This window comes from Tanticharoenia sakaeratensis NBRC 103193 (genome assembly GCF_000963885.1).
Classification (GTDB): Bacteria; Pseudomonadota; Alphaproteobacteria; order Acetobacterales; family Acetobacteraceae; genus Tanticharoenia; species Tanticharoenia sakaeratensis.
The window spans coordinates 19,399-42,195 of the sequence record NZ_BALE01000028.1; the positions used below are offsets into that span (position 1 = coordinate 19,399).

Sequence of the window (22,797 nt, forward strand, 5' to 3'; positions counted from 1 at the left end):
AAGAGCGGTCGCCGGACGTGCCCGTGAGGCGGATCGAAAGGACGACCATATCGCAGGCGGATTTCAGGATGCCGCTGCGCGGAGACGTCAATTCATGAGATGGCCGGGCGTTTCGCCATGCATTTCATGGATCACGTTTGAAAGCCCGCTGCGAGAGGCTGCTTGACGAGGGTACGGCGCGGGATTACATCACGAAACAGGTGCCGCCGGCGTCCTGCCGATCGGTTTCTCCATTGCTTCGAACCTTCTCTTCGGCCCGATACGGCAGAGTCGTATCCCCTGGCTTGTGGCCGTTGTGCCGGAGAGTGTGCTCGGACGTTTCCGCCAAGCCGTCGTCTGATCTGCAAATCGTCGCGCGGCGCTACGCTCAAGGCCCGTATCCCGTCATGCATCTCGCCGACCTCAAGGCAAAATCGCCCGCCGATCTGCTCGCCTATGCCGAGAGCGTGCAGATCGAGAACGCTTCGTCCATGCGCAAGCAGGACATCATGTTCGCGATCCTCAAGACGCTGGCCGACAACGACCAGGCGATCTTCGGCATCGGCACGCTGGAAATCCTGCCCGACGGGTTCGGCTTCCTGCGTTCGCCGGAAGCCAACTACCTGCCCGGCCCCGACGACATCTACATCTCTCCCGCCCAGGTGCGCCGCTATGGCCTGCGCCCGGGCGACACGGTCGAGGGACAGATCCGCAGCCCGCGCGACGGCGAGCGGTATTTCTCGATGCTCAAGGTCAACACGATCAATTTCGAGGCGCCCGAGCAGGTCCGGCAGCGGATCAATTTCGACAACCTGACGCCGCTCTATCCCGAGCGTCGCCTGAAGATGGAAGTCGAGGGCCGCGAAGTCGAGGAAACGCCGCTGCAGAAGGCGCGCGGCAAGAAGGACAACCGCGACTACACCTCGCGCGTGATCGATCTCGTATCCCCGATCGGCATGGGCCAGCGCGCGCTGATCGTGGCGCCGCCGCGCACCGGCAAGACCGTGATGCTGCAGAGCATCGCGGCCTCGATCTCGGCCAATCATCCTGAAGTGTTCCTGATCGTGCTGCTGATCGACGAGCGGCCCGAGGAAGTGACCGACATGGCGCGTTCGGTGCGCGGCGAGGTGGTGTCGTCCACCTTCGACGAGCCGGCGACGCGCCACGTGGCGGTGACGGAAATGGTGCTGGAGAAGGCCAAGCGACTGGTCGAGCACAAGCGTGACGTCGTGATCCTGCTGGACTCCATCACGCGTCTGGCGCGTGCCTACAACACCGTCGTTCCGTCGTCGGGCAAGGTGCTGACGGGCGGTGTGGACGCCAACGCCCTGCAGCGTCCGAAGCGCTTCTTCGGTGCGGCGCGCAATATCGAGGAAGGCGGGTCGCTGACCATCATCGCGACCGCGCTGATCGATACCGGCAGCCGCATGGACGAAGTGATTTTCGAGGAGTTCAAGGGCACGGGCAATTCCGAGCTCATCCTCGACCGCAAGCTGTCCGACAAGCGCACCTTCCCCGCGATCGACATCACCAAGTCGGGCACCCGCAAAGAAGAGCTTCTGGTGGATCGCGCGCAGCTGTCCAAGATGTGGGTGCTGCGCCGCATCCTGGCGCCGATGGGCACGATGGATGCGATGGACTTCCTGCTCGACAAGCTCAAATACAGCAAGTCGAACCAGGATTTCTTCGACGCGATGAACAACTGATGTCCGGGTGCCTGATCGGGGCACCTGATTTCGGGCGGGCGAGGTGTGCGGGGCTCTGCCCCACCCCGACGGCGCAGGGGCTCGCCCCTTTCATTCCCTTGAATTAAGGTGTGCGGGAGGCCTGCCTCCTGCCGGAAGCGGGGCCGAGCCCCGCTTTTTTCGTTTCAGAGGATCGAGCATGGTCGCAGATATCGCAGCACCCGCGTCGGGCGCGTCTCATGAGGATATTCTCGAGGCGGTGCATGCCGTGCTTGAGGGGGAACGCGATCCGATTGCCAACGCCGCGAATATCGCGGCCGTGCTGTTCGGCTGGCTGCCGGACGTGAACTGGGCCGGGTTCTATTTCATGCGCGATGGCGAACTGGTGCTTGGACCGTTTCAGGGCCGTGTCGCGTGCACCCGGATTGCGGTCGGCGCGGGCGTCTGCGGCACGGCCGTTGCGACACGGGAGACGCAGGTGGTGCCCGACGTGCACGCGTTTCCGGGCCACATCGCGTGCGATGCAGCCTCCGCATCCGAGATCGTGGTGCCGATTTTCCGCGATGGCGCGGTCTTCGGTGTGCTGGATATCGACAGCCCGGTGGTGGACCGGTTCTCGACGCGGGATCGGGAGCTGATGGAGGCTGTTGTCTCGGCGTATGCGGGGAAGTTTTGAAGGCGGGACACGATCCTCGGTCCATCCTTCTGATCCACGAAGACAGATTTTTAGAAAACATCCTGGCCGATATTGCGAGTTCGACCAGTAATGACCGTTGGTGACAATAACTGTTCCAAGGCCGCGACGCACGAGAGGGCAAGGTGTGCCGCAGATGGGCAAGACGGACTATCCGGAAACGTCTCGCCGGTCGGCAAGCTGAAATCTCCCTCATTTCTTTATGGAAAAGACGTTATCTCGTCAGGGAGACGACCTTGTCGAGTGTCTGCGAGAAATCATGGGACGAAAGCCCGATTGCCCCCTCGAACGGGTAATCGAGCAGTCGGACAACGAGAAGAATCGAGCTGACGCTTATTGCAAACTCTGCCGAAAACAAGGCCAAGGCGAAAAACCTTTGCAGTCCGGCGCAACAGACGAAAGCCATCAGCAAAAGACTGATCGCGATGAGCACAATCCACATGATGGTTGGAACACCATTGCTCGCCTCATAAATCCGTATTTCCCGTTGGGCATGGGCTTCGGACAGCAGTGACAATATCTGCGCCTTTATCAACGAGGACGATGTGTCGCTAACCTGAAGCGTTGCGGAATTTCTGATCAGAATCTCGAATGATTGGTAAGCTTTCCGATTGCCGGCTCGATGGGCGCGCATCTCCGGCCATTCGATTTCGACGACATCCCGGATGTAATTGGCTTCCGGGACAAGGATAGCTTGTCTTTCGCGTGGCGGAAGGCTGCTGGCGAACATGGCCGCAGCATGCAGCGCACCACATTCTAGATCGATAGCGCGTTGAGTTTCTCCAAACTCGCCAAACGCCTCTCCGAACACGAAAGCAAGAACAACCGCAAACAGAACACCGAGCTGAAGAAAGACTGCGGCGCCTACGTCCTGATGACTGGCGCGTACCTCAACGCGGAGATGCCGATGGACGACATAGCTGAGAAATACTGCCGCCAACCCGCTTAGGGAGACAATGGCGAATACTTCCGCGTAATTCATGGCTTGATCATTCTCGGGCCGCCAATCTCCAGTGGAATGAGAGATTGGTATGGCGCGTCGGAGTGTGGCACGGCGCGAGATTTAAAGCACGAGAAATTGGCAGTGCCTTGAAACTGTTGCGATACAAAAATAGTTTGTGTCTGTTGACATCGGACGGAGAGAGCAGAGAATTTTTCCGGGAAGACAGGAAGTCGACATGCTGTTCATGTATTCGATCAAGGGGGAAGTGCGTCACACAGTTTCGGTGCTGTCAGAAAGCGCGATCCATAGGACGTCCGCTTTTTACCCAAAAGATGCAGACTAGAAAAAATCAGGAATATGTCCTCTATACTGGTCGTCCTTGCACCAGACACATCATAAAAATCCGGTCGATCCGGTTTCTGAAGAGCTGACGGCAGACATATTGCTCTTTGATCGAAATATCGCATGTTCTGCCGGGGCGGGTTCGTCAGGGCTGCGTCTTCCCTGCCATGATGCACGCCGCATGAACGATCGCCAGATGCGTCAGTCCCTGCGGTGTGTTGCCGAGATGCGCGCCGGTGGCCGGGTCGATCATTTCGCTGATGGTGCCGGTGCTGGGCGCGATGGCGGCGAGGATGGCGTTGTAGCGGCGGGCGGCGTCTTCGGTGCGGCCAAGGATGTGCTGGGCTTCGGCGAGCCAGAAGGCGCAGGCGAGGAAACTGCCCTCTTCCTGGGCCGCGCCTGAATAGCGGTAGATGAACGGACCTGCGCCGAGTTCGCGCGCGATGGCGTCCATGGTGCTGCGCAGGCGTTCGGGCCGCGGGAAGCCGAAGGCAGCGGCGAGCGCTATGGAGGCGTCGAGCCGCTCGGTGCCGCGATAGAAGGTATAGGCCTTTTTCTTTTCGGACCAGCAATGGTCGTCGATCCATTCCGCGATGCGGTCACGTTCACGCTCCCAGCGGTCCGCGCAGGTGGAGGGCAGATAGCCCTGGCGGGCGAGCTCGGCGCCGCGCGCCAGGGCCTGCCAGGCGCTGATTTTCGACATGGTGTAGTGCTCGGGATCGGCCAGTTCCCAGATGCCGGCATCGCGCTGCCGCCAGCGATCGGCGCATTCGTCCACGATGTTGGACAGAAGGATCCCGGTATTCATGTCCAGCAGGTGTCCGCTCTGGGTGAACATCGATGCGACGTGCAGGATGTCGCCGTAAATCCCGTGCTGGTGCTGATGGGTTGCGGCATTGCCGATCATGACCGGTTGCGACCTGCGGTAGCCGCGAATGTCGTTGACGTCATGCGTGGACGGTGGGGCGGCGCCGTCGAGCGTATAGAAGACGCGCAGGCCCGCATCGGCCATGCGGTGGATCAGCCATGTGAAGCCCGCCTTGCTTTCCGGGCGCACGCCCAGGCGCAGGAACGCGCAGACGGTGTAGGCGGCGTCGCGCACCCAGGCATAGCGGTAGTCATAGTTCTTCGGACCGCCGATTTTCTCGGGCAGACCCATGGTCGCGGCGGCGGCGATGGCGCCGGAGTGCGATGACAGCAGCAGCTTCAGCGCCAGCGCCGAGCGGCGCACCACACCGCGATACGGACCGTCATAAGTCAGGCTCTCGGTCCAGCGCTGCCACGCGTGGTCGCTGTCAGAAATACGATCCTCGATTTCCTGCAGCGTGGGGATGCAGAGCGGTTCGTTGCGGGTGGCGACGACCGCGACCATGGCGCGTTCGTCGCGATGCAAGGCGACGTGACCAGCAAAGCCGATATCGTTTCGATACTCGATCGTGACGTTCTCGGAAACCAGAAGCTGGCCCATCGTCTGTTCGACGTGGAAGACAAGGCCGTGATTGCCGGGGTGGTGCCGGATCCAGGGCGAGACGGCGTTGAACTGGCGTCCGAACCGGGCGGATATGTGCAGGGTCATGTGGCCCCGTTCGCACACGAGCAGGCGCGCGAGTTCGCTCCAGGGCAGGCGTCCGGCGAGGGAGGAGTTGAGCGATTCCGTCAGGCGGACGCGGCCGGTTTCGGTTTCGAACACGGTCTCGAGCACGTTGGAATCGTCGCGATAGCGCCGGGTAACGGTGCAGGCCGTGTCGGGCCGGATCTGGAAATAGCCGCCGATATAGGCGTCGAGCAGGCGGTCGAAGAGGGCGGGGCTGTCGATTGCGGGCACGCACCACCAGATGATGGCGCCATCCGGTGCGATGAGGGCGACGGACCGGCCGTCACCGAGGGCGGCCATGTCCTGGATGGGCCAGTCCCCGTCGTTGGGACCGAGCGGCGCTTCACCGGGCGCCGGGAGTTCATGGCGGGTTTCGAAAGACGGTGCGGTCACGGGGCCTCGGACGGGTTGGAGCGGTTTGCGGCCCTAACGTGATCTGGCGGCGCGGAGATTGGCTCGAGCAGGGCGGTGCCGCGATCTTGACCGTAAGGTCTGTCATGGGCGCCAGTATTGCCGGGCGTCGGTCCGCGCGGTTTCGCCGGGCGGGAGATGAAAAGCTTTTCTCGGCCGGGGTAGCGGCGGATCCTTGAGGAATGTGGGCATGGAGGACTGCTGGATGGGCGCCCTTCATGGGTTGCGGGGCATTCGGCCGTCCTGTGGTGCGCGATTACAGCGGCCTGTCTGGCGGATGACCATGCTGTCGACGGCTTTTCGCGAGCCTGAAGAGCGGACAGGGTAGAGCTGGTCGCGCTGTGTGGTGCGGGAGGCATGTCGCCATCAGCGTATTGTTCGATCGGGTCGAGAGATGCGGCAAGGACGGCAGGTTGCATCGCTATCCATAGGGTGTTGCGACGAACTGCGCCTTCAGTCGCGGTCGGGCGAGTGCTGTGCGGTCTGCCTGCGCCTGAAAGGGCGATCTCATGGCGGCGGCGTGGGCCTGTTGCCGCGCCCCGCGTGGTTTCCGCGCAGGTGCCGGACAGGCGCCAGGCGAACGTGGGGCCGGCATCGGCTGCGGCCTGACACGGTTTTTTGTCATTGGCCAAGGCTTTTTCCGTCTGGCGTGCCTGGTTTTTCAGGCGTGTGATCCCGCCGCGTTCAGGCAATGACATCGGGAGCAGGGAACGGTGCGGATCGGATTTCTGGGGACGGGACTGATGGGGGCGCCGATGGCGCGGCGGCTGGCGGGGGCCGGTTTTGCGGTATCGGCGTGGAACCGGTCGCGGGAGAAGGCGACGGCGCTGGCGGATGCGGGCATTGCGGCAGTGGACCAGCTGGCCGAGGTCGCGCGTGATGCGCGCGCGGTGATCGGCATGTTGAGTTCGGACGACGCCTGCCGCGATGTGCTGCTGGGCGACGGCGGTGTTCTGGCGGCCATGGCGCCGGGAAGCATCCTGATCGTCATGAGTTCGATCTCGGTTCCCATGGCGCGCGAACTGGCGGACGCGGCGGCGGCGCGTGGTGTCGCGTGTCTGGACGCGCCGGTATCGGGTGGCGTCGCGGGGGCCGAGGCCGGAACGCTTGCGATCATGGTGGGCGGGGATGCGGCCGTATTCGAGGATGCGCGCGATATCCTGCGGCCGATGGGGCGGCCGGTGCGGATCGGGCCGGTGGGTACCGGCGCGCTGGCCAAGCTCGCCAACCAGATGATCGTGGCCGGGACGATTGCGCTGGTGGCGGAGGCCTTCGTGCTGGCGGAGCAGGGCGGTGCCGACCCGGCACGGTTGCGGGAAGCGCTGGCGGGTGGCTTTGCGGATTCGATCATCCTGCAGCGGCAGGGGCAGCGGATGATCGTGGGGGATTTCGTGCCCGGTGGGCCTGCGAAATACCAGATCAAGGATAGTGGTGCGGCGCTGGCGCTGGCGGGGGAAGTCGGGCTGGATCTGCCGGTGGCGCGACTGGTGGACGGGCTGTTCCGGGAATTGGTGGCCGCGGGTGACGGGGAGCTGGATCATAGTGCGCTGATCCGGCAGGTGCGGCGGCGCAACGGGCTGGGGTGACACTCTTTTTCGAAAAGGAAGCGACAAACTTCTGTCGGTCTCGCGCCTTCGGACTGGAGGTTCACTATGTCCATGAACGGATAAAAGTCTTTTTGCTTCTTTTTCTCTCCGAAAAGGAAGAAGGATCGCCCCTATGAGTCTGCAGCGCCACTACGCCACCACCCTGCCGTCACGCTTCACTGCGCCACTTGCGCCGCGCACGCCGACGGCGCCGAAGCTGGTTGCACTCAATGAACCTCTGGCGCGGATGCTGGGACTGGATCCGGACTGGTTGCGCGGGCCGGAGGGGATCGCGTTGCTCGGCGGGGGTCTGCGACCGGATGGGGAAGCCTCGGTCGCGATGGCGTATTCGGGGCATCAGTTCGGCCATTTCAATCCGACGCTCGGGGACGGGCGGGCGATGCTGGTCGGAGAGGCCACCGACGCCGCCGGGCGTCTGTTCGACATTCACCTGAAGGGATCAGGGCCGACGCCGTTTTCCCGTCGGGGGGACGGGCGCGCGGCGCTGGGCCCGGTCCTGAGGGAGTATGTCGTCAGCGAGGCGATGGCAGCACTCGGCATCCCGACGACACGGGCACTGGCGGCCCTGACGACGGGCGATGTCGTCCTGCGTGAAATCGCGTTGCCGGGGGCTGTGATTGCGCGGGTGGCGCTGAGTCATATCCGGGTGGGCACGTTCGAATATGCCGCGGCGACGGGCGAGAAGGAGAATATTCGCGCGCTGGCGGATTATGCGATCGACCGGCTTTATCCGGCCCTGCGCACCGAGGAAGCGCCGTATCTCGGCCTGCTCCGCGCTGTCATGGAACGGCAGGCGCGGCTTGTGGCGCAGTGGATGCTGGTGGGCTTCGTGCACGGCGTCATGAATACCGACAACACATCCATCGCGGGCGAGACGATCGATTTCGGACCGTGCGCATTTCTGGATGAATACGATCCGGGCAAGGTGTTCAGTTCGATCGATGAATATGGGCGCTATGCGTTCGGGCGTCAGGCGGACATCACGTTGTGGAATCTCGCACGTCTTGCGGAAGCGATCCTGCCGCTGCTGGATGCGGATCCGCAGGTCGCCGTGCAGAAGGCGCAGGGCGTCCTCGAAGGTTTCGACGCGGTCTTCGGACGGGCGCATCTGTCCGGCTGGCGCGAAAAGCTCGGGCTGACAGTGCCGATCGAGGGCGATGCTGCGCTCATCACGCGTTTTCTGGACGCCATGCACAAGGGGCGCGCGGATTTCACGCTGGCCTGCCGTCGCCTTGGCGACGCGGCGGGAAGCGGCGATTTCGAGCCCTTCCTTGCATTGTTCGACGGGGATGAGGCCATTCGCGCGTGGGTGTCGGACTGGCAGGCCCGGCTGGCGCGGGAAGATGTGTCACCCGCCGTGCGACATCAGGCCATGCAGCGCGTCAATCCGCGGGTTATCCCGCGCAATCATCGGATCGAGGCGATGATCGATGCGGCCGTGCAGGGCGATTATGCGCCTTTCGAGACGATGATGCAGGTGCTCGCGCGGCCGTTCGACGATGGCACGGACGGGCTCGACGCGGCGCCGGTCGATGCGGAGCGGGTCCGGGCGACGTATTGCGGGACGTGAAGGCGCGCTAAAAAGTGTCGCTCTTTCAGAGCGCGATTGTCAGATCCCCCAGGCGGTCGATGAGTTTCATGTTTTCGCTGTAGTCCACCGCGACCGTCATGATCGAGACGCCGGGCTCGGCGAGGGCCTTTTCCAGTGTGGGACGCAGGTCGGCGGCGGAAGTTATCCGATAGCTGTTCGCGCCGAAGCTGTGTGCGTAAGCGACGAAATCGGGGTTGGTGAAATCGACATGCGCATGGCGATGCAGCTCCATATCCATTTTCCATTTGATGAGACCGTAAGACCCATCTTCCCAGATCAGGACCTTGAGCGGGATGTTCTCGCGGATCGCGGTTTCGATTTCCTGTGAGTTCATCAGGAACGATCCGTCCCCCATGGTCGAGAGCACCCGTTTTCCCGGACAGGCCAGTGCGGCACCGATGGCGCCCGGCAGGGAAAAGGCCATGGTGGAAAGGCCGTTCGACATCAGGCAGGTCAGGGGCGCCTGCGTCGGGTAGAGACGGGCCATCCACATTTTCACGGCCCCCGTGTCGGCCAGGACGATGTCGTCGGCTTCGAGCACGGCGCGGATGTCGGCCACGATGCGCTGCGGCTTGAGGGGGAAACTGTCGTCTTCTTCGCCCTTGCGCAGCTCGTGCGCGCGCAGGCTGCGGATGAGCGGCTCGACCCGGTTGGGCGGAACGTGCCGCGGGCCGAGGGCTGCCAGCAGGGCATCGATTGCGTCGACGATATCGGATTCGATGCTGATGTCGGGTTGCCATGCGGCATCGATGTCGGGCGCGAAACAATGCAGATGGATGATGGACTTGTCGTGATCCGGATTGATGCGGGCGGGTGAGAATTCCTGCAGTTCGTAACCCACGCCCATGATGAGATCGGCCTGGTCGAAGGCGAAATTCTCGTAGTCGTGCGCCATGAAGCCGATCACGCCGAGCGCATTGGGATGGTCATCAGGTATGACCCCCTTGCCCATGAATGTCGTCGCGACGGGCGCGTTCAGGGCTTCCGACAGCCTTACGAGCACATCCGATGCGCGTGCACGGGCGACACCGTGTCCGGCGAGAATGACGGGTCGTCTCGCAGTCTTCAGGCGTGTCGCGGCCTCGGCGATGCGGCCGCCGTCGGGGCCGGGATCGTGGGAGGGCGTTGCGCGCAGGGGTATGCAGCCGGGGGGGGGCGGGTGCGGCCTCGATATCCTGGGGGATGGCAAGATAGGTCGCACCGGGCCGTTCCGAACAGGCGAGGCTGAAGGCCTTGCGCACCATCTCCGGGACGGACTGCGGTGTCAGGACGATATCGGCCCATTTGGTGACGGGCCGGAACATCGCGACCAGATCCACGGACTGATGCGATTCCCTGTAGATCCGGTTCAGTCCGACCTGGGCGGTGAGGGCGACCAGAGGCGTGCTGTCGGTGGTGGCGTCGGCGACACCGAGGAGGAGGTTGATGGCGCCGGGGCCGAGCGTTGCCGTGCAGACGCCCGCCCGCCCGGTCAGCCGGCCGTACATGTCCGCCATGAAGGCGGCCGCCTGTTCGTGGCGCGTCAGGATGAAGCGGATGCCCGATCCCTCGAGCGCCATGACGAGGCGGATGTTCTCCTCACCCGGGATGCCGAAGATGACCTCCACGCCCTCCTGTTTCAGGCAGGCGACGATGGCATCGGCGACGGTCCGGGACATCGCGGCGCGCTCCTAGCAGGACCGTGCGGTGGGCACGGTCACGAAAGAAATTTGCGACACGGCGTTCATCGTCGGTGTGGCGGCGCAGGCTGGCCGCACGAGGCTTACGGCGACGAGTGCCAACAGCACCAGGCAGATCGAGAAGATCAGTTTGCGCGGCGCATGGGCAGAGTCTCGCATCTCGTGGCATCCGGTGGTTCGGACGCCATGATGCGCCGTCAGCCGGACGGCGCATTGATCTGGGTCAACCGTTGCCAGGGCGGGTTGGCCCGGCGGATCGGCTGTCCCAGGCCTGCCGGCAATCCTCCGCGATCAGAAGTTCGCGGTGGCGGGGTCCGGGCCGATCCGGCCGGTCGTCGTGTCCATGTCGGCGATGGAGGCCATGTCGGTATCGTCCAGCGTGAAGTCGAACACGGCGATGTTCTCGTCCAGCCGCGACGGTGTCGCCGATTTCGGGATGACGATCAGGCCGCTCTGCAGATGCCAGCGGATCACCACCTGGGCTGCGGTCTTGCCGTGCTTTTCGGCGATCTTGCCGATGACCGGGCTCTTGAGAACGTGGCCCTGGCCGAGCGGGCTCCAGGATTCGGTGCGGATGCCATGCTCTTCGTGGAACTTGCGCAGCGCGCGCTGCTGGAAGTCCGGATGGAGTTCGATCTGGTTGACGGCCGGGGTTACGCCCGTCTCCGCGATCAGGCGCTCGATATGGTTCTCGGCGAAGTTGGAGACGCCGATCGCGCGGATGCGGCCCTCGCCATGCAGGCGGACCATGGCGCGCCAGCTGTCGAGATAGAGGTTCTTGGCGGGCGCGGGCCAGTGGATCAGGTAGAGGTCGATCCGTTCGCGCCCGAGCTTGCGCGCGCTTTCGTCGAAGGCGCGTAGCGTGGAATCGAAGCCCTGATCCTCGTTCCACAGCTTGGTGGTCAGGAAGATCTCGGGATGGTCCGCCAGTGCCTCGCCGACGCCGGTTTCGTTGCGGTAGATCATGGCGGTGTCGACATGCTGGTAGCCCGCGCCCACGGCGTGGCGCACGATGTCCGCCGTCTGGTCGGCCGGTGTCTGCCAGACGCCCAGCCCGAGCTGCGGGATGTCGATGCCGGCGTTGAGCGAGAGATGCGGTTGGGTGGTCATAAGGAATGCCTCCTTGATCGGGTCCGTGTTCTACGCGGGAAAATCACAAGGGTTCGGCAGAGCGGCAGCAGGCGCGCTGGTGCGCGGCCCGCCGGCGCTCTTGCGCTGATCGCTCCGGCCCGGACACTGTGAGAGCGGTGGCCATTCGGAGTGCTGCCATGGAGCATGGGATGACACGGCGCAGGAACCCGACATGATCGGCATGTGGCAGCAGGAGGCTGCCGGATTCCGGCTGTATCTGGTTCTGCGTGCACGGTTCTGTGCCTCGGCGGGGCGGGATCTCGTCGCACGGCACTGGCAGTGGTTTCTGCTGGCCGGCATGCTCGTGCCCGGGCTTCCGATCGTCTCGATCTTCATGGTGCCGGCCCGTCTGTTCGGCCAGAGCCTGTCGCCATCATTCGGGCTTTCGCATCGCCTCGGGATGCTGGCGCTGTTCCAGGCGGCCGGCGTGCTGTGGCTGCTGCCGCAGAAAGCCATCCTGCATGGCGGGCGGTTTCGCCTGTTTGTCGAAACCCTGCCGGTCGGGTTCGTGACGCATTGCGCGGTCTCCGGCCTGTTGCTCGCGGCAGCGGACTTCCTGCTGTTCGTTCCTGTCCTGTCGGGGGCCATGCTGTTCGGGCCCATGTCGACCGGCTTGCCGGGGCAGGCCTTCGGCGTGGCTGATGCGCTGACCGTTCTGCTGGACATCGTTTTTCTCCAACTCGGCATGCTGGAGCGCCTGCCGCTGATGGTGGTCGGTGCGCTGGCGGCGGATGGACTGCTTCCGGCGGCCTGCTCGTCGAAAAGCGGGGTCTTCGGAGCCGCGATGCTGGCGGCAGCGGTTGCGATCCTGTTGACGACAGCCCGGCTTGCGGCGCGCTTCGATCCGGTGCGTGCATTCGGGCGTGCGCGTCGTCCGGTGCGGGGAGGGACTACAGGGAGGCGGCTCCTGTCCAGGGTTTCGCCGACCGTGCGTATCCAGATCGGGGCGCTGGGGGAGCGGCCGTGGAGCGTGGGCGCTTGCTGCGTTCTGGCCGGCGCGATCCCGTTCGGGACAGGGGCGCTCATCGGTGCATTCGGTCATGACGGGCGCTCGCCGATCGTCGCGATCCTCGGGATGGCGGGTGTGGCACTTCTGCTGAGTGGCCTGTATCGGGTTCTGAGAGCCGCTCATGCTGGCGCGCGCACGATGATGGCGACGCTGCCTGTCGCACGGTCGTTCTGGCCGGTGCGCGACATCTGTCTGGTCGCAGGCTTCGGCATGATGCCGCTACCGGTGTTCCTGTATCCGCTCGTGGCATATCGACTGGTGTCCCCGGCGATGCTGGGGGCTGTGAGTCTCACCTATGTCGGGCTGATCGCGGGTCTGCGGACCGTACTTGGGATCGGTGCTCGGTTCCGACTGCTGGTCTCGCTGGCGCTTGCCATGGCGTGGGCCGGCTCCGCGATTGCCGGAGTCGTCCGATGATTATGACGGCAAAGCCATCTCTGCGCTGCGAGGGACTGTGCGTGTCCTATGGCCGCAAGCACGTGTTCCGGGGGCTCGATCTGTCGCTGGGTGCCGGTATCCATGCGCTGCGCGGCCCGAACGGCATCGGAAAATCGACGGCGCTGCGCGTTCTGGCAGGCGCGCAGGCATGGGATGCCGGGCAGGTATGGATCGACGGGATCGATCTGGCGCAATCGCCACGACAAGCACGGCAGCGTCTGTCCTACGTGGCTGACGAGGCGGTGGCCTATCCGTTCATGACCGGTCGGGATCTGCTCGATTTCTGCGCGTGGGCGAAGAGAAGCACCATCGATGAGAGCGTCGAGGCCGCGATCCGCGATTTCGGGCTGCAATCCCATCTTGCGACGCGGTTCGATGCCATCTCGCTTGGCACGGCCAGAAAGATGGCGATCTGCGCGGGCCTGATCGGCAAGCCTGCGGTTCTTCTGCTGGACGAGCCGAGCAACGGCCTCGATCGCGCCTCGGTGGACCATCTCGCAGCCCTGCTCCGGGAGCGCGCGGGCGATACGGTGATCCTGATGTCGAGCCACGACGATGACTTCCTGCAGGCGACCGGGGCGGCGTCGCTCTTCATGGAAGACCTGATGGCGCAGGCCTGAAAATCGGGCCCGAAGGCCGTCTATCGGCGCGGCTGTTTCCAGATGCGGCGTTTCAGGGCGGATGCCAGGGCCGCCAGAAAGGCGAAATAGGCAAGGCCCGCATAGCCCAGGCGGTGGCGTGCATTGAGGTGCGGATCGGCGGACCATTGCAGGAACGTCGTCACGGCGCGGGCATCGTCCGCCGAGGCGACGACCGGCGGCATGGCGGTGACCCCGGTGCGCAGGAAGCGGTTGTAGAAGCGGCCCGGCGGCACGGTGACGCCCGGCGGAGGCGGAACGAAGCCGGTGAGGAAGGCCGCGATCCAGTCGGGGCCGCCGCGATGGGTCATGGTGATGTGGGAGAGGTCCGGCGGGACACCGCCCAGGGCCTGTGCTGCGGCGGCCGGGCTCGGGAACGGATCGGGGATCGCGTCATCCGGCCGGGCGCTGCGGGTTTTCGGCTGTCCCGCGGCGTCGGTGCCGTCGGGGATCGTGTGGGTGGCCGCGATGCGACGGATATCGGCCGCGCTGAGGCCGATGCCCGCGAGGTTCTCGAAATGCAGCTCGTTCAGGCTGTGACAGCCGGCGCAGACATCCGCGTAGATGCGAAAGCCGTGTTGCAGGGTGGCGGGATCGTAATGACCGGTGGGGCCTGCGAACGACCAGGCCTGATGCGGCGGCGCAGCGCCGGCGGCGAAAGCCGGGGCGGCAGCGAGCAGTGCCGCCATCAGGGCGAGGCGTGCTCCGCGTTCAGGGGCGCTGCCCCTGAGACCTTGCCAAAGGGCAGTCGCTCTTTGGAAACCCGTGATGTCGCCGTTTCCGGTAGGACGGGCGGGCGCCATGCCCGGGATAGTCGTGCCCGGGATAGCCACGGACGAGGGGGGCGCGCGCGTCATGATGGGTGCCGCCGGGCGAAGGGCACGGCCACGAACACCCCGAAATAGGCAAGGGCCGCAATCCGGCCCGCGATGCCCCAGAGGCCCTGCAGGTGATGCGCGCCTGCGAGACCGAGCGTGACGAAGCCCGCGGCCATCAGGATCATGCCGATGCGGAAGCCGGGCCTGTGGCGCGCCGACCGGATGGGACTCCGGTCGAGCCAGGGCATCAGTCCGGGCAGCACGATCGCGGCCAGGCTTGCGAACAGGCCGAGCGTCTTGGACGGGACGATCTGCAGCAGGCCGTAGAACGGCAGGAAATACCATGCGGGCACGATGTCGTTCGGCGTCCGCAGCGGATTGGCGGGCGCCAGATTGGCGGCCTCGCGCACGATGCCGGGCGCGAAGGCCGCAAGTGCGGTGAACACGCCGCCCGCGAGCGCCAGCCCGAACAGGTCCTTTGCCGTGAAATACGGATGGAACGGCACGGTCTCGCGCGGGGACCGCGGATCGCGGCCATCCGGATCGTTCGGTGCGGCGACATGGACGCAGGCGACGTGGACGACGACGATGCCCACGATCGCAAACGCCGTTGCGAAATGCACGACGAAGAGGCGATGAAGAAAGACGTCGCCCAGATGGGTGTCGCCGAGGACGAGGTGGGAGAGCGTCGGGCCCACGACCGGAAGCCCCGCCATGGCGCCCGTGATCACGTCCGCACCCCAGTGGGACATCTGGCCCCACGGCAGGACATAGCCCGCGAAGGCCGTGACCATCGCGCAGGCCAGCAGCGCCATGCCGGTCAGCCAGACGAGTTCGCGCGGGGCCTTGTAGGAGCCGTAATAGAGGCCGCGAAAGATGTGCAGGTAGAGCGCGCCCATGAACAGGGTTGCGCCCGTCTGGTGGGCGAGGCGGATCAGCCAGCCTGCCGGCACGCCGCGTTCGATCGTCTGGATGGAGGCGAAGGCAAGGCCCGCGTTCGGCACATAGGTCAGCGCAAGCGTCAGGCCGGTTGCCAGCATGAGCAGGAGCGAGAGCGTCAGGATCGCGCCGAAATTCCAGAACCCGTTGAGGTTCACGGGCATGGGATAGTCGCGAAACTCGCGGCGCGCGGCGGAGACGACCGGCAGGCGGGTGTCGATCCAGTGGAGGAGGCCACGGGTCATGCGCGCGCCCTTGCGGTCAGGCGCGAGGCCCGTCCGGGACGTCCGGCATCCGGGATCTTGGAGGATCGTGCGCCGCAGGCCTGCCGTGCGCGCATGGTCCTGTCGTGCGCCGGAGCGCCGGCCCGCATCGCTCGGCGGGCCGTCAAAGCTGGACGATCCCGGAGAGGTCGAATGTGTGGCCGTCCGGATTGATGCCAAGGCGCAGCGTGGTCGCGCTGGCGAAATCGTGCGGCGGGACCGGCAGGTTGTAGGGCGCGGGCTGGTTTACCAGAACCCGTCCTGCGAGATCGAAGCCCGAACCGTGGCAGGGGCAGGTGTAACCATCGTCGTCCAGCGCCGGGATGCAGCCGAGATGGGTGCAGACGGCGACATAGACGCCGAATTCGGGCCGCAGCGAGCGGTGCCAGTTGCGGGCGTAATCGGGCTGCTGGTGAACGTGGGAGTCCGGGTCGCGGAGCGGCTGGTCGGGCGTTTTCAGGGCCGAGATCGTCTGCGCGGTGCGATGGATGATCGTGATCGGCAGGCTGCGCCATGAGGCCGTGATCTGCGCGCCGGGCGCGATCTTCGAGAGGTCGACATCGACAGGCGCGCTGTCCGGCGCATCGCCGCGCGGGCTCAGGCTCAACGCGAAGGGGACACACGCACAGGCGGCGCCGCACGCGACGGTTGCCGTCGTGGCGAGGGAGAGGACATCGCGGCGGGTGCGCGGGGGAGCGGCGGTCATGGCCCGACCGAGTGTGTCACATTGTATGAGTGGTGTCAGGCCCGGGCGGTGGGTGATTGCAGGGCAGCGAAGCGATGGGCAGACCGGCTTCCCCAACCGCCTGCACCGGAATTACGACTGTCCGGCCGGCCCGCTGCCCAGATGCACGATATTGCCGCCAACAGGACTGCACGGGCATCTCGACGCGCCGCGCCCGGCAATGAGCCGGGACCGACCGGTGGCGAACGCCGCCAGAAGCGCAGTCACGCAGAGTTCGGCACAGGCCATGGTCGCGCTGTCCATGAAGAGGCCCGAAAATTGCCGCAGGCTCTGCCTGCATGTCGCGCGCATGACGGACTCCATCCAGAAACGGGTGTCGATGATCTGATTATTTCGACGAGGCGACGGCTGTGTGATCGCCGCGTTCGGCCTGCCCGGCCTTCCGGAACTCGTCATCGAGCAGGAGAGAGGCCAGGTGGAAGGCACGCTTGGCATGCGCGTAAGGCAGCCACTGTCCCATCATGTTCCAGGGCATGCCGTTATTGTAGGTGGCCACGGCGATGAGTAATTCCCCGCTCACAGCATCCGTTGCGAGAAGTTCCTCGCTCGCGCCGCCGGGGGCCGGAGGCGGGATGGGCGGCAGGCCGCCTCCGAATGCGCCTGCGCCGAAGCCTGCGACGACCGGTATGGCGTTGTAGTACCATTTGCTGCGGCGGATGTTGGTGATGGCCGCACGGATATGGATCGCATTGGTGCATGGCCCGCAGGCCTCGGGGGTGGCGGGGCGTAAATCGTGCCTGAAGGCGGCGGCGAGTTCGGTCTGGAACGCTGCCGTCATGCGGGCCTGCGCCTGTGCGGACAGATGCGGCGCGTTGGCGACCGGCTGCCAGACGACCGGATCGATCGCCACGAACTGATATTTCCTTGGGTCCATCTGCGGATTGACGTAGACGAGGTCATCGGTGTGATCCTTGACATGCGTCATCCGCGCATAGGTGGCATCGGGGATGAATCCGGTATGTGTGACGTGCTGACCGGCACAGCCGGACGCGAAACAGAGAAAGGCGACCGAGAGCAGGCTGGCTGATGCCTGTCCGACAAGGGTCTGCACAGAGCTTCGGGACGAGGTGTTCATGGCATGGCTCCGGGCCGGTCCCATCCGGGGCCACCCCTGCTTCGTGTGATCGTTCTTCGTGGTGCCCGCGGGCGCCGACGCATTCGGTGGAGCTTCTCTACAGGGCCAATCTTTCCGCCGTGTGTCTCTCATTTATGAAAACGGAAATATTGTTTCCGTTGTGCGAAACAGGTGCACGAAGCGGCACGCCACCAGCGTGGATTTTTTCGGCATGACTGGATGACTTATGAAATTTGACCGCGCCCAAAGCTCCGTATTTCGCGATCCGCGTCGTGCGGAACGACGGTTGCACGGCTGCCTTACGGCAAGGCGCGGGCTGTGCCGCGCGGTGGCGTTTGACCGGCGCAGACCTGTCCGGGCAGAAAGACGCGGACTTCCAGGCCGCCTTCGGGCCGATTGCGCATCTCGATATCGCCGCCATGGGATTTGATGATCGCCTGTGAGGAGGTCAGTCCCAGACCGACACCGCCCGAGGCGCGGTTGCGCGATTTATCGACGCGAAAATAGGGCTCGAATACATGCGAAAGTGCGGCCTCCGGGATGCCCGGGCCATTGTCGATGATCGATACCAGGTAGTCGCCCTCGGTATTCTGCGACAACGTTATGAGTGGCGGCGTTGCATATTTGATCGCGTTTTCAACCAGATTGCTGAAGACGCGTTTCAGCGCGAACAGTCGACCGACATAGGCCAGTTTCGCAGGGCCCTCATACCGGACGTCATGCCCCTGATCGACATAGTCGTAGGAAATGGTTGTCAGCAGTCCGGGCAGGTCGAACATCATGCTGTTTTCGCCTGCCGCGTCATCGCGAAAGAACGCCAGCGCGCCGTCGATCATGATCTGCATTTCATCGACATCGCGAAACAGGCTTTTCTGCTGTTCCGGAACGTCGATCATTTCTCCCCGCAGCCGGATCCGCGTCAGCGGCGTCCGGAGGTCATGCGAGATCGCCGCCAGCATCGTCGTGCGATAGGCGATGAAGCGCTGGATCTGGGCCTGCATGCCGTTGATGGTCCGCGCGACCTCGCGCAGTTCACGTGGGCCCGTTTCGATAATTCCTGCATCCTGCGGCTTTTCTCCGAAACGCCGGACGGCGGCTGCCAGGCGTTCGATAGGACGGGACAACTGTCGGGATGCGATCAGGGAGACGATCACGATCCATGCCGCCAGGGTCGCGAGCTGCAGGATGATGCGTTGGGTTGCATAGAAGCCCCAGAGCCTGTCGAGTGCGATGCACAGGATCCAGCTGCCGTCGGAAAGTCTCAGTCCGAGGAAATAGGCATTCGGATAACGCGACCGGTCGTAGGGCAGTCCGGGCGTGAGGGAGACCGGATTGTCCTCCTGGAAGACCGCGAATCTTGTTGGAATGTTTCCAAGGGATGATGCGAGGAAGGATCGCCCGGCCGCCACTTCCTTTTCCCGGTAATGCCCGTTGTCGAGGGCCGTCGCGATCGGTGTGCCGCGCGCATGCCAGTCGAAACGGAGCGAGTTCGTCCGCGCGGCATCCGCCAGGGCCGGGCGATCGGGCGCCGGTGCCGCGTCGAGCATCCTGACGACAGTCGCAACCTGTTCCAACAGGCCCGTCTGTTCGATATTCGGCTTGGCCCACTGGCCGCCGAACATGAAAAACAGTTGCAGCAGCGAAAACGTGACGGCTGCGGCCAGTCCGACCGTTATGGCCAGCCTGCGGGCAATGGTATCTTCAAGAACGCGGATCCGGATCATGCGCGGGTGACCACGGCAGAGAACATATAGCCGCCGTTGCGTACCGTCCTGATCAGGGAAGGGTTTTTGGGATCTTCCTCAAGCTTTTGTCGAAGGCGGCTGACTTGGACGTCGATGCTGCGGTCATACGCCGCATGCGTCGATCCGCGTGCGAGATCCATGAGCTGGTCCCGTGTCAGGACGCGCTGGGGATGTTCGGCGAACGCGAGAAGGAGGTCGAATTCGCCGCCGGACAGCAAGACGAGCGACTGGTCGCCGGATCGGAGTTCGCGCCGCACAACATCCAGCTGCCAGTCACCGAAGCGCAGGACGGGACGATCCGGGGCGGCCGTTCTGGTGCCGGGCTTTTCCCCGGTTCGGCGCAGGACGGCTTTCACCCGGGCAAGGAGTTCGCGCTGATCGAACGGCTTGGTGAGATAGTCGTCCGCGCCGATTTCCAGACCGACCACACGATCCGTATGATCCGCCATGGCGGACAGCATGATGACCGGGGTGTCGGAGGTGGTGCGCAGCCGCTGGCACAGGACGAACCCGTCTTCCCGCCGCAGCATGATATCGAGCACGACGAGATCGATCTTGCGATGTTCCAGAATGGAAAACATCGTCTCCCCGTCTTCCGCGACTGACACTTCATGACCATGCCTGCGGAGGAAGCTTGTCAGAAGCGAGAGGATGTCCTTGTCATCGTCGACGATAAGCAGGTGAGGCATGGCGATCATGGCGTCCCGGTATCACACCGCGTGGCGCGGATGATGTCCGGGACGTGCAAACTTGTTTCAGGCCGGACACATCCCCGCCCGGACGGGGTCTAGGGCATCTCACACCGTCGTTTCGTGGCGCTCAAGGTATTTGTGCAGGCCAGCCGGGGCGCGGGGAACGCGCCGGCGGTCAGGACGCGCAGGGCGCCGACCCGGTGGCACGCGTGTCGGATGTCGTATGGCGGACGCAGCTGGCCGGAGCGTGGTGAGCCGGTGGCCGGAGGATTGCTGCCTGCGCGAGGGCCGCGATGATGGCAAGCCCGAGCGCGCCCTGAATCAGGCGTGGGGACGACGACGTCGGGGCGGGGTTGTACGGATCGGGCATGGACAGAAGACAACTCACGAAGAAGTATCGTTCATCATCTAACGCATGAGATGCGGTTTGTCTCCGGAAAAATTTCTTATCACTATTTTAAGTAGTGGAACTCAGCGGGGCCGTGATGGCGTTCGTGGCGCGCAGGGCGTCGCCGGGTGTGATGGCCAGCAGCAGGCCACGGCTGCCGGCGTTGATGACGATGCTGTCGAATTCGAGTGTCGAGGGTTCGAAGGCCGTCCGGGTCGGGCTGCGCTGGCCGAAGGGCGAGATGCCGCCGACCCGGTATCCGGTCCGGGCTTCGGCGCGCGGGATGGGCATCATGCGGGCCGACTTGCCGCCGAAGGCGCGGGCCGTGCGCTTGAAATCAAGCTTGCGGTCGGCGGCGATCACGCAGCAGGCGGGCGTGCCGTCGACTTCGATCATCAGGGTCTTGAGCACGCTCTGCGGCGGAAATCCCAGTGCGTGGGCGGCGTCCAGCGCCAGGCCCGATGCATCGGCATTGTAATCGTAAGGATGGAGCGTGAACGGGATTCCGGCCTTGGTCAGGGCCTCGGTCGCTTGTGTGTGTTGGGTCATGGCGAGGGTGATGGTGGGCGCAGATGTCCGGTGCTATCAAGGGGGCATGACGTTTTCTGTGCGCATGTCCGAGACGGACCGTGGCCGGTAGCCTGCTGGCCTGCATGATCGCGAGCGCCGTGCATTATCGGCTGCCGCCGCGCGTGCTGCCGTCGATCCAGGTGGTCGAAGGCGGTGCCACGGGCGTCGTGCACAACAATACGGATGGCAGCGTCGATCTGGGCATCATGCAGATCAACTCGCGCTGGATCCTGCCGATCGCGAAGGTGGCGCATCTGGAGCCGTCCGATGTGGCGCGGCGCCTGCTGCTGCAGCCCTGTTTCAATATTGCGAGTGCGGCCCTGATCCTGCGGACGGCGCTGGACCGCGACCGGGGCGACATGATGCGCGCGATCGGGGATTATCATTCGCATACGCCGGCCCTCAATCTCGCTTATCAGGCGCGGGTGTATCAGGCGGCAATCGGGCTTTATGTCCGGCCACGCGCACGGGTGGCTGCGGTGCAACATGGCGGAAAGGATGGCTGAGTGACGGATTTGCGGCGCGTGCGCAATGGTGAGGACGGATTTACGCTGCTCGAGATCCTGGTGGTGCTGGCGATCCTGGCGCTGCTCGTGGGGCTCGTGGCACCAGCGGCGCTGCGGCAGCTCGGGGGCGCGCGGAATTCGGTGGCAAGGCAGTCGATCGCGCGGCTCGATACGGTGCTGGATCTCTACAAGCTCGACGTGGGTTCCTATCCTGCGACCGACGAAGGTCTGGGCGCACTGCTGCACAAGCCGTCGGGTGTCGAGAACTGGAACGGACCCTATATGCGCGGGACCGACGTTCCGAAGGATCCGTGGAACCGGCCCTATGGCTATCAGTCGCCGTCCACGCGACCGGATCATGACTATGATCTATGCTCGGGGGGAGCATCGCATGCCCAGCCACAGCCCGGCGTCAGCGGGGCAATCTGCAACCCGTGAGTTGAAATCGAGGTGGTCGCCCCAGACCTGACACGGCTTCTTCTGATAAAATCGATTCAGGGGACGACTGGCCCCTGACGGGTAAAGCGCTGAGCAGGCAGCTCGTTTTATCCGGGGACGTGCGACCTCGGGATACAGCCGGGCTGCAAGGCGCTCCATTGCCAGTCCCTGTACCGACATCGTGAAGACGACGACACTGCAGCAACCGGCAGAGCGTCTCGTGCAGCGAACCCGGCGGCCGGCCGAGGGCCAGCAAGAGAAAATGCCGACGCGCACGGGGCATCTCAAGTCGGTAAGGCCAGCATCGGCGCGCGTTCGCCGCGCGGCATTGGCCGCGGCGGGGCGGCGAGCAGGACGGTGCCAGCGCGCGCCGCGATCGAGAGCGGGATGATGGCGGGCGTCGTCATGATTGCTGCGGCAGGCGGCGTGATCCCGAGGATCTCGAAGCCGAGCACCAGGCACAACGTCAGGACTTCATCGATCCGGATCCAGAACGCATCGGGCTCTTTTCGGAACGGGGAACCGTAGGCGCGGCGCCCAGGCGCAAACGCGGCCTCATCTAATCGGTGGTAGTCCGGGATGCGGGCTGGATCGCCATGATGACGAACGACAGCAGGAGCGAGAACAGCAGGATGCCGATCGTCATTGGCAGACGCCGCGGCAGCCTGTTGAGAATCCCGAACAGCGCCGAAAGCGTGAGCAGCAAGGAGACCGACTGTATTCATGCGCTACGGGTCCGGTGCGCGCGTTGGGATCAGGGTGTGTCATCCGGGCAGGTTCGGGCGCAGGCTGCGCAATGTGCGGCGGATTCCAATGGTCTTCGGCGCTGACGGGTTGCGAGTGGATGTCCTTTCACGAGCGATCAGGTTCGGGTCAG

The 22,797-nt window shown here is 64.5% G+C and carries 22 protein-coding genes; 8 read left to right on the forward strand and 14 right to left on the reverse strand.

Annotation, left to right across the window (positions count from 1 at the left end):
• Positions 1-386: 386 nt before the first annotated feature.
• On the forward strand, positions 387-1,685 hold the full coding sequence (gene rho, locus B8446_RS09865; protein ID WP_048849269.1) for a transcription termination factor Rho: 1,299 nt from the start codon (positions 387-389) through the stop codon (positions 1,683-1,685).
• A gap of 178 nt (positions 1,686-1,863) precedes the next feature.
• The gene (locus tag B8446_RS09870) at positions 1,864-2,340 is read left to right on the forward strand and encodes a GAF domain-containing protein (protein ID WP_048849197.1); all 477 of its coding nucleotides are present in this window, start codon (positions 1,864-1,866) and stop codon (positions 2,338-2,340) included.
• A gap of 232 nt (positions 2,341-2,572) precedes the next feature.
• On the opposite strand, the gene B8446_RS09875 is transcribed toward B8446_RS09870, so the two are convergent.
• Positions 2,573-3,340 (reverse strand): bestrophin-like domain, encoded by a 768-nt coding sequence (locus B8446_RS09875; RefSeq protein WP_048849198.1) that lies wholly within the window; start codon positions 3,338-3,340, stop codon positions 2,573-2,575.
• Between the two features lie 448 nt (positions 3,341-3,788).
• On the reverse strand, positions 3,789-5,630 hold the full coding sequence (locus B8446_RS09880) for a glycoside hydrolase family 15 protein (protein WP_241767734.1): 1,842 nt from the start codon (positions 5,628-5,630) through the stop codon (positions 3,789-3,791).
• Between the two features lie 731 nt (positions 5,631-6,361).
• Here B8446_RS09880 and B8446_RS09890 point away from each other — a divergent pair.
• Both B8446_RS09890 and B8446_RS09895 read left to right on the forward strand, forming a co-directional pair.
• Positions 6,362-7,234, forward strand: a complete 873-nt coding sequence (locus B8446_RS09890) for an NAD(P)-dependent oxidoreductase (protein ID WP_199484092.1) — start codon at positions 6,362-6,364, stop codon at positions 7,232-7,234.
• Positions 7,235-7,367: 133 nt separating this feature from the next.
• On the forward strand, positions 7,368-8,825 hold the full coding sequence (locus B8446_RS09895) for a protein adenylyltransferase SelO (protein WP_048849200.1): 1,458 nt from the start codon (positions 7,368-7,370) through the stop codon (positions 8,823-8,825).
• 25 nt (positions 8,826-8,850) lie between these two features.
• On the opposite strand, the gene B8446_RS16605 is transcribed toward B8446_RS09895, so the two are convergent.
• From B8446_RS16605 to B8446_RS09905, 3 genes are all read right to left on the reverse strand, one after another.
• On the reverse strand, positions 8,851-9,891 hold the full coding sequence (locus tag B8446_RS16605; RefSeq protein WP_241767740.1) for a thiamine pyrophosphate-dependent enzyme: 1,041 nt from the start codon (positions 9,889-9,891) through the stop codon (positions 8,851-8,853).
• A complete protein-coding gene (locus B8446_RS16610; RefSeq protein WP_241767735.1) occupies positions 9,776-10,504 on the reverse strand; it encodes a thiamine pyrophosphate-binding protein in 729 nt (242 codons plus the stop codon). Before B8446_RS16610 ends, B8446_RS16605 begins: the two co-directional genes overlap by 116 nt.
• Positions 10,505-10,816: 312 nt before the next feature.
• Entirely contained in the window at positions 10,817-11,635 is an 819-nt protein-coding gene (locus B8446_RS09905; RefSeq protein ID WP_048849201.1) for an aldo/keto reductase, read from the reverse strand.
• Positions 11,636-11,828: 193 nt separating this feature from the next.
• On the opposite strand from B8446_RS09905, the gene B8446_RS09910 reads away from it, so the two are divergent.
• Positions 11,829-13,082, forward strand: coding sequence for a hypothetical protein (locus B8446_RS09910; protein WP_048849202.1), 1,254 nt, complete (start codon positions 11,829-11,831; stop codon positions 13,080-13,082).
• Positions 13,079-13,723, forward strand: coding sequence for an ATP-binding cassette domain-containing protein (locus B8446_RS09915; protein ID WP_199484093.1), 645 nt, complete (start codon positions 13,079-13,081; stop codon positions 13,721-13,723). Before B8446_RS09910 ends, B8446_RS09915 begins: the two co-directional genes overlap by 4 nt.
• 20 nt (positions 13,724-13,743) lie before the next feature.
• Here the strand turns inward: B8446_RS09915 and B8446_RS09920 are convergent, their stop codons facing one another.
• From B8446_RS09920 to B8446_RS09960, 7 genes are all read right to left on the reverse strand, one after another.
• Positions 13,744-14,430 (reverse strand): cytochrome c1, encoded by a 687-nt coding sequence (locus B8446_RS09920; protein WP_048849204.1) that lies wholly within the window; start codon positions 14,428-14,430, stop codon positions 13,744-13,746.
• Between the two features lie 164 nt (positions 14,431-14,594).
• On the reverse strand, positions 14,595-15,743 hold the full coding sequence (locus tag B8446_RS09925; protein WP_048849205.1) for a cytochrome b: 1,149 nt from the start codon (positions 15,741-15,743) through the stop codon (positions 14,595-14,597).
• Between the two features lie 142 nt (positions 15,744-15,885).
• Positions 15,886-16,467: a ubiquinol-cytochrome c reductase iron-sulfur subunit gene (gene petA / locus B8446_RS09930; protein ID WP_048849206.1), complete on the reverse strand. Its 582-nt coding sequence runs from the start codon at positions 16,465-16,467 to the stop codon at positions 15,886-15,888.
• A 367-nt stretch (positions 16,468-16,834) separates the two neighbouring features.
• The gene (locus tag B8446_RS09940) at positions 16,835-17,581 is read right to left on the reverse strand and encodes a DUF3313 family protein (RefSeq protein WP_084712250.1); all 747 of its coding nucleotides are present in this window, start codon (positions 17,579-17,581) and stop codon (positions 16,835-16,837) included.
• A 299-nt stretch (positions 17,582-17,880) separates the two neighbouring features.
• Positions 17,881-19,305, reverse strand: coding sequence for an ATP-binding protein (locus B8446_RS09945; RefSeq protein WP_048849208.1), 1,425 nt, complete (start codon positions 19,303-19,305; stop codon positions 17,881-17,883).
• Positions 19,302-20,015, reverse strand: a complete 714-nt coding sequence (locus B8446_RS09950) for a response regulator (protein ID WP_048849278.1) — start codon at positions 20,013-20,015, stop codon at positions 19,302-19,304. The genes B8446_RS09945 and B8446_RS09950 overlap by 4 nt, the downstream gene beginning before the upstream one ends.
• A gap of 460 nt (positions 20,016-20,475) precedes the next feature.
• Positions 20,476-20,955 (reverse strand): aminoacyl-tRNA deacylase, encoded by a 480-nt coding sequence (locus tag B8446_RS09960; RefSeq protein WP_048849210.1) that lies wholly within the window; start codon positions 20,953-20,955, stop codon positions 20,476-20,478.
• An 80-nt stretch (positions 20,956-21,035) separates the two neighbouring features.
• On the opposite strand from B8446_RS09960, the gene B8446_RS09965 reads away from it, so the two are divergent.
• Together B8446_RS09965 and gspG are read left to right on the forward strand one after the other, a co-directional pair.
• The gene (locus B8446_RS09965) at positions 21,036-21,482 is read left to right on the forward strand and encodes a lytic transglycosylase domain-containing protein (protein ID WP_241767736.1); all 447 of its coding nucleotides are present in this window, start codon (positions 21,036-21,038) and stop codon (positions 21,480-21,482) included.
• A complete protein-coding gene (gene gspG / locus B8446_RS09970) occupies positions 21,483-21,920 on the forward strand; it encodes a type II secretion system major pseudopilin GspG (protein WP_048849212.1) in 438 nt (145 codons plus the stop codon).
• 284 nt (positions 21,921-22,204) lie between these two features.
• Here the strand turns inward: gspG and B8446_RS09975 are convergent, their stop codons facing one another.
• Positions 22,205-22,384, reverse strand: coding sequence for a hypothetical protein (locus B8446_RS09975; RefSeq protein WP_048849213.1), 180 nt, complete (start codon positions 22,382-22,384; stop codon positions 22,205-22,207).
• Positions 22,385-22,479: 95 nt separating this feature from the next.
• Positions 22,480-22,626 carry a hypothetical protein gene (locus B8446_RS16245; protein WP_158507560.1) on the reverse strand — a complete coding sequence of 49 codons (147 nt, stop codon included), beginning with the start codon at positions 22,624-22,626 and terminating at the stop codon, positions 22,480-22,482.
• Between the last annotated feature and the right edge of the window lie 171 nt (positions 22,627-22,797).

Excerpts from the sequence above, each read along its gene's own strand:
- B8446_RS09895 (WP_048849200.1), top strand. The coding sequence starts at position 7,368 with ATGAGTCTGCAGCGCCACTACGCCACCACCCTGCCGTCACGCTTCACT.
- B8446_RS09920 (WP_048849204.1), bottom strand. The coding sequence starts at position 14,430 with ATGGCGGCACTGCTCGCTGCCGCCCCGGCTTTCGCCGCCGGCGCTGCG.
- B8446_RS09915 (WP_199484093.1), top strand. The coding sequence starts at position 13,079 with ATGATTATGACGGCAAAGCCATCTCTGCGCTGCGAGGGACTGTGCGTG.
- B8446_RS09960 (WP_048849210.1), bottom strand. The coding sequence starts at position 20,955 with ATGACCCAACACACACAAGCGACCGAGGCCCTGACCAAGGCCGGAATC.
- B8446_RS09945 (WP_048849208.1), bottom strand. The coding sequence starts at position 19,305 with ATGATCCGGATCCGCGTTCTTGAAGATACCATTGCCCGCAGGCTGGCC.
- B8446_RS09870 (WP_048849197.1), top strand. The coding sequence starts at position 1,864 with ATGGTCGCAGATATCGCAGCACCCGCGTCGGGCGCGTCTCATGAGGAT.
- B8446_RS09925 (WP_048849205.1), bottom strand. The coding sequence starts at position 15,743 with ATGACCCGTGGCCTCCTCCACTGGATCGACACCCGCCTGCCGGTCGTC.
- petA (WP_048849206.1), bottom strand. The coding sequence starts at position 16,467 with ATGACCGCCGCTCCCCCGCGCACCCGCCGCGATGTCCTCTCCCTCGCC.
- rho (WP_048849269.1), top strand. The coding sequence starts at position 387 with ATGCATCTCGCCGACCTCAAGGCAAAATCGCCCGCCGATCTGCTCGCC.
- B8446_RS09875 (WP_048849198.1), bottom strand. The coding sequence starts at position 3,340 with ATGAATTACGCGGAAGTATTCGCCATTGTCTCCCTAAGCGGGTTGGCG.
- B8446_RS09910 (WP_048849202.1), top strand. The coding sequence starts at position 11,829 with ATGATCGGCATGTGGCAGCAGGAGGCTGCCGGATTCCGGCTGTATCTG.
- B8446_RS16610 (WP_241767735.1), bottom strand. The coding sequence starts at position 10,504 with ATGTCCCGGACCGTCGCCGATGCCATCGTCGCCTGCCTGAAACAGGAG.
- B8446_RS09940 (WP_084712250.1), bottom strand. The coding sequence starts at position 17,581 with ATGAACACCTCGTCCCGAAGCTCTGTGCAGACCCTTGTCGGACAGGCA.
- B8446_RS09950 (WP_048849278.1), bottom strand. The coding sequence starts at position 20,015 with ATGCCTCACCTGCTTATCGTCGACGATGACAAGGACATCCTCTCGCTT.
- B8446_RS09905 (WP_048849201.1), bottom strand. The coding sequence starts at position 11,635 with ATGACCACCCAACCGCATCTCTCGCTCAACGCCGGCATCGACATCCCG.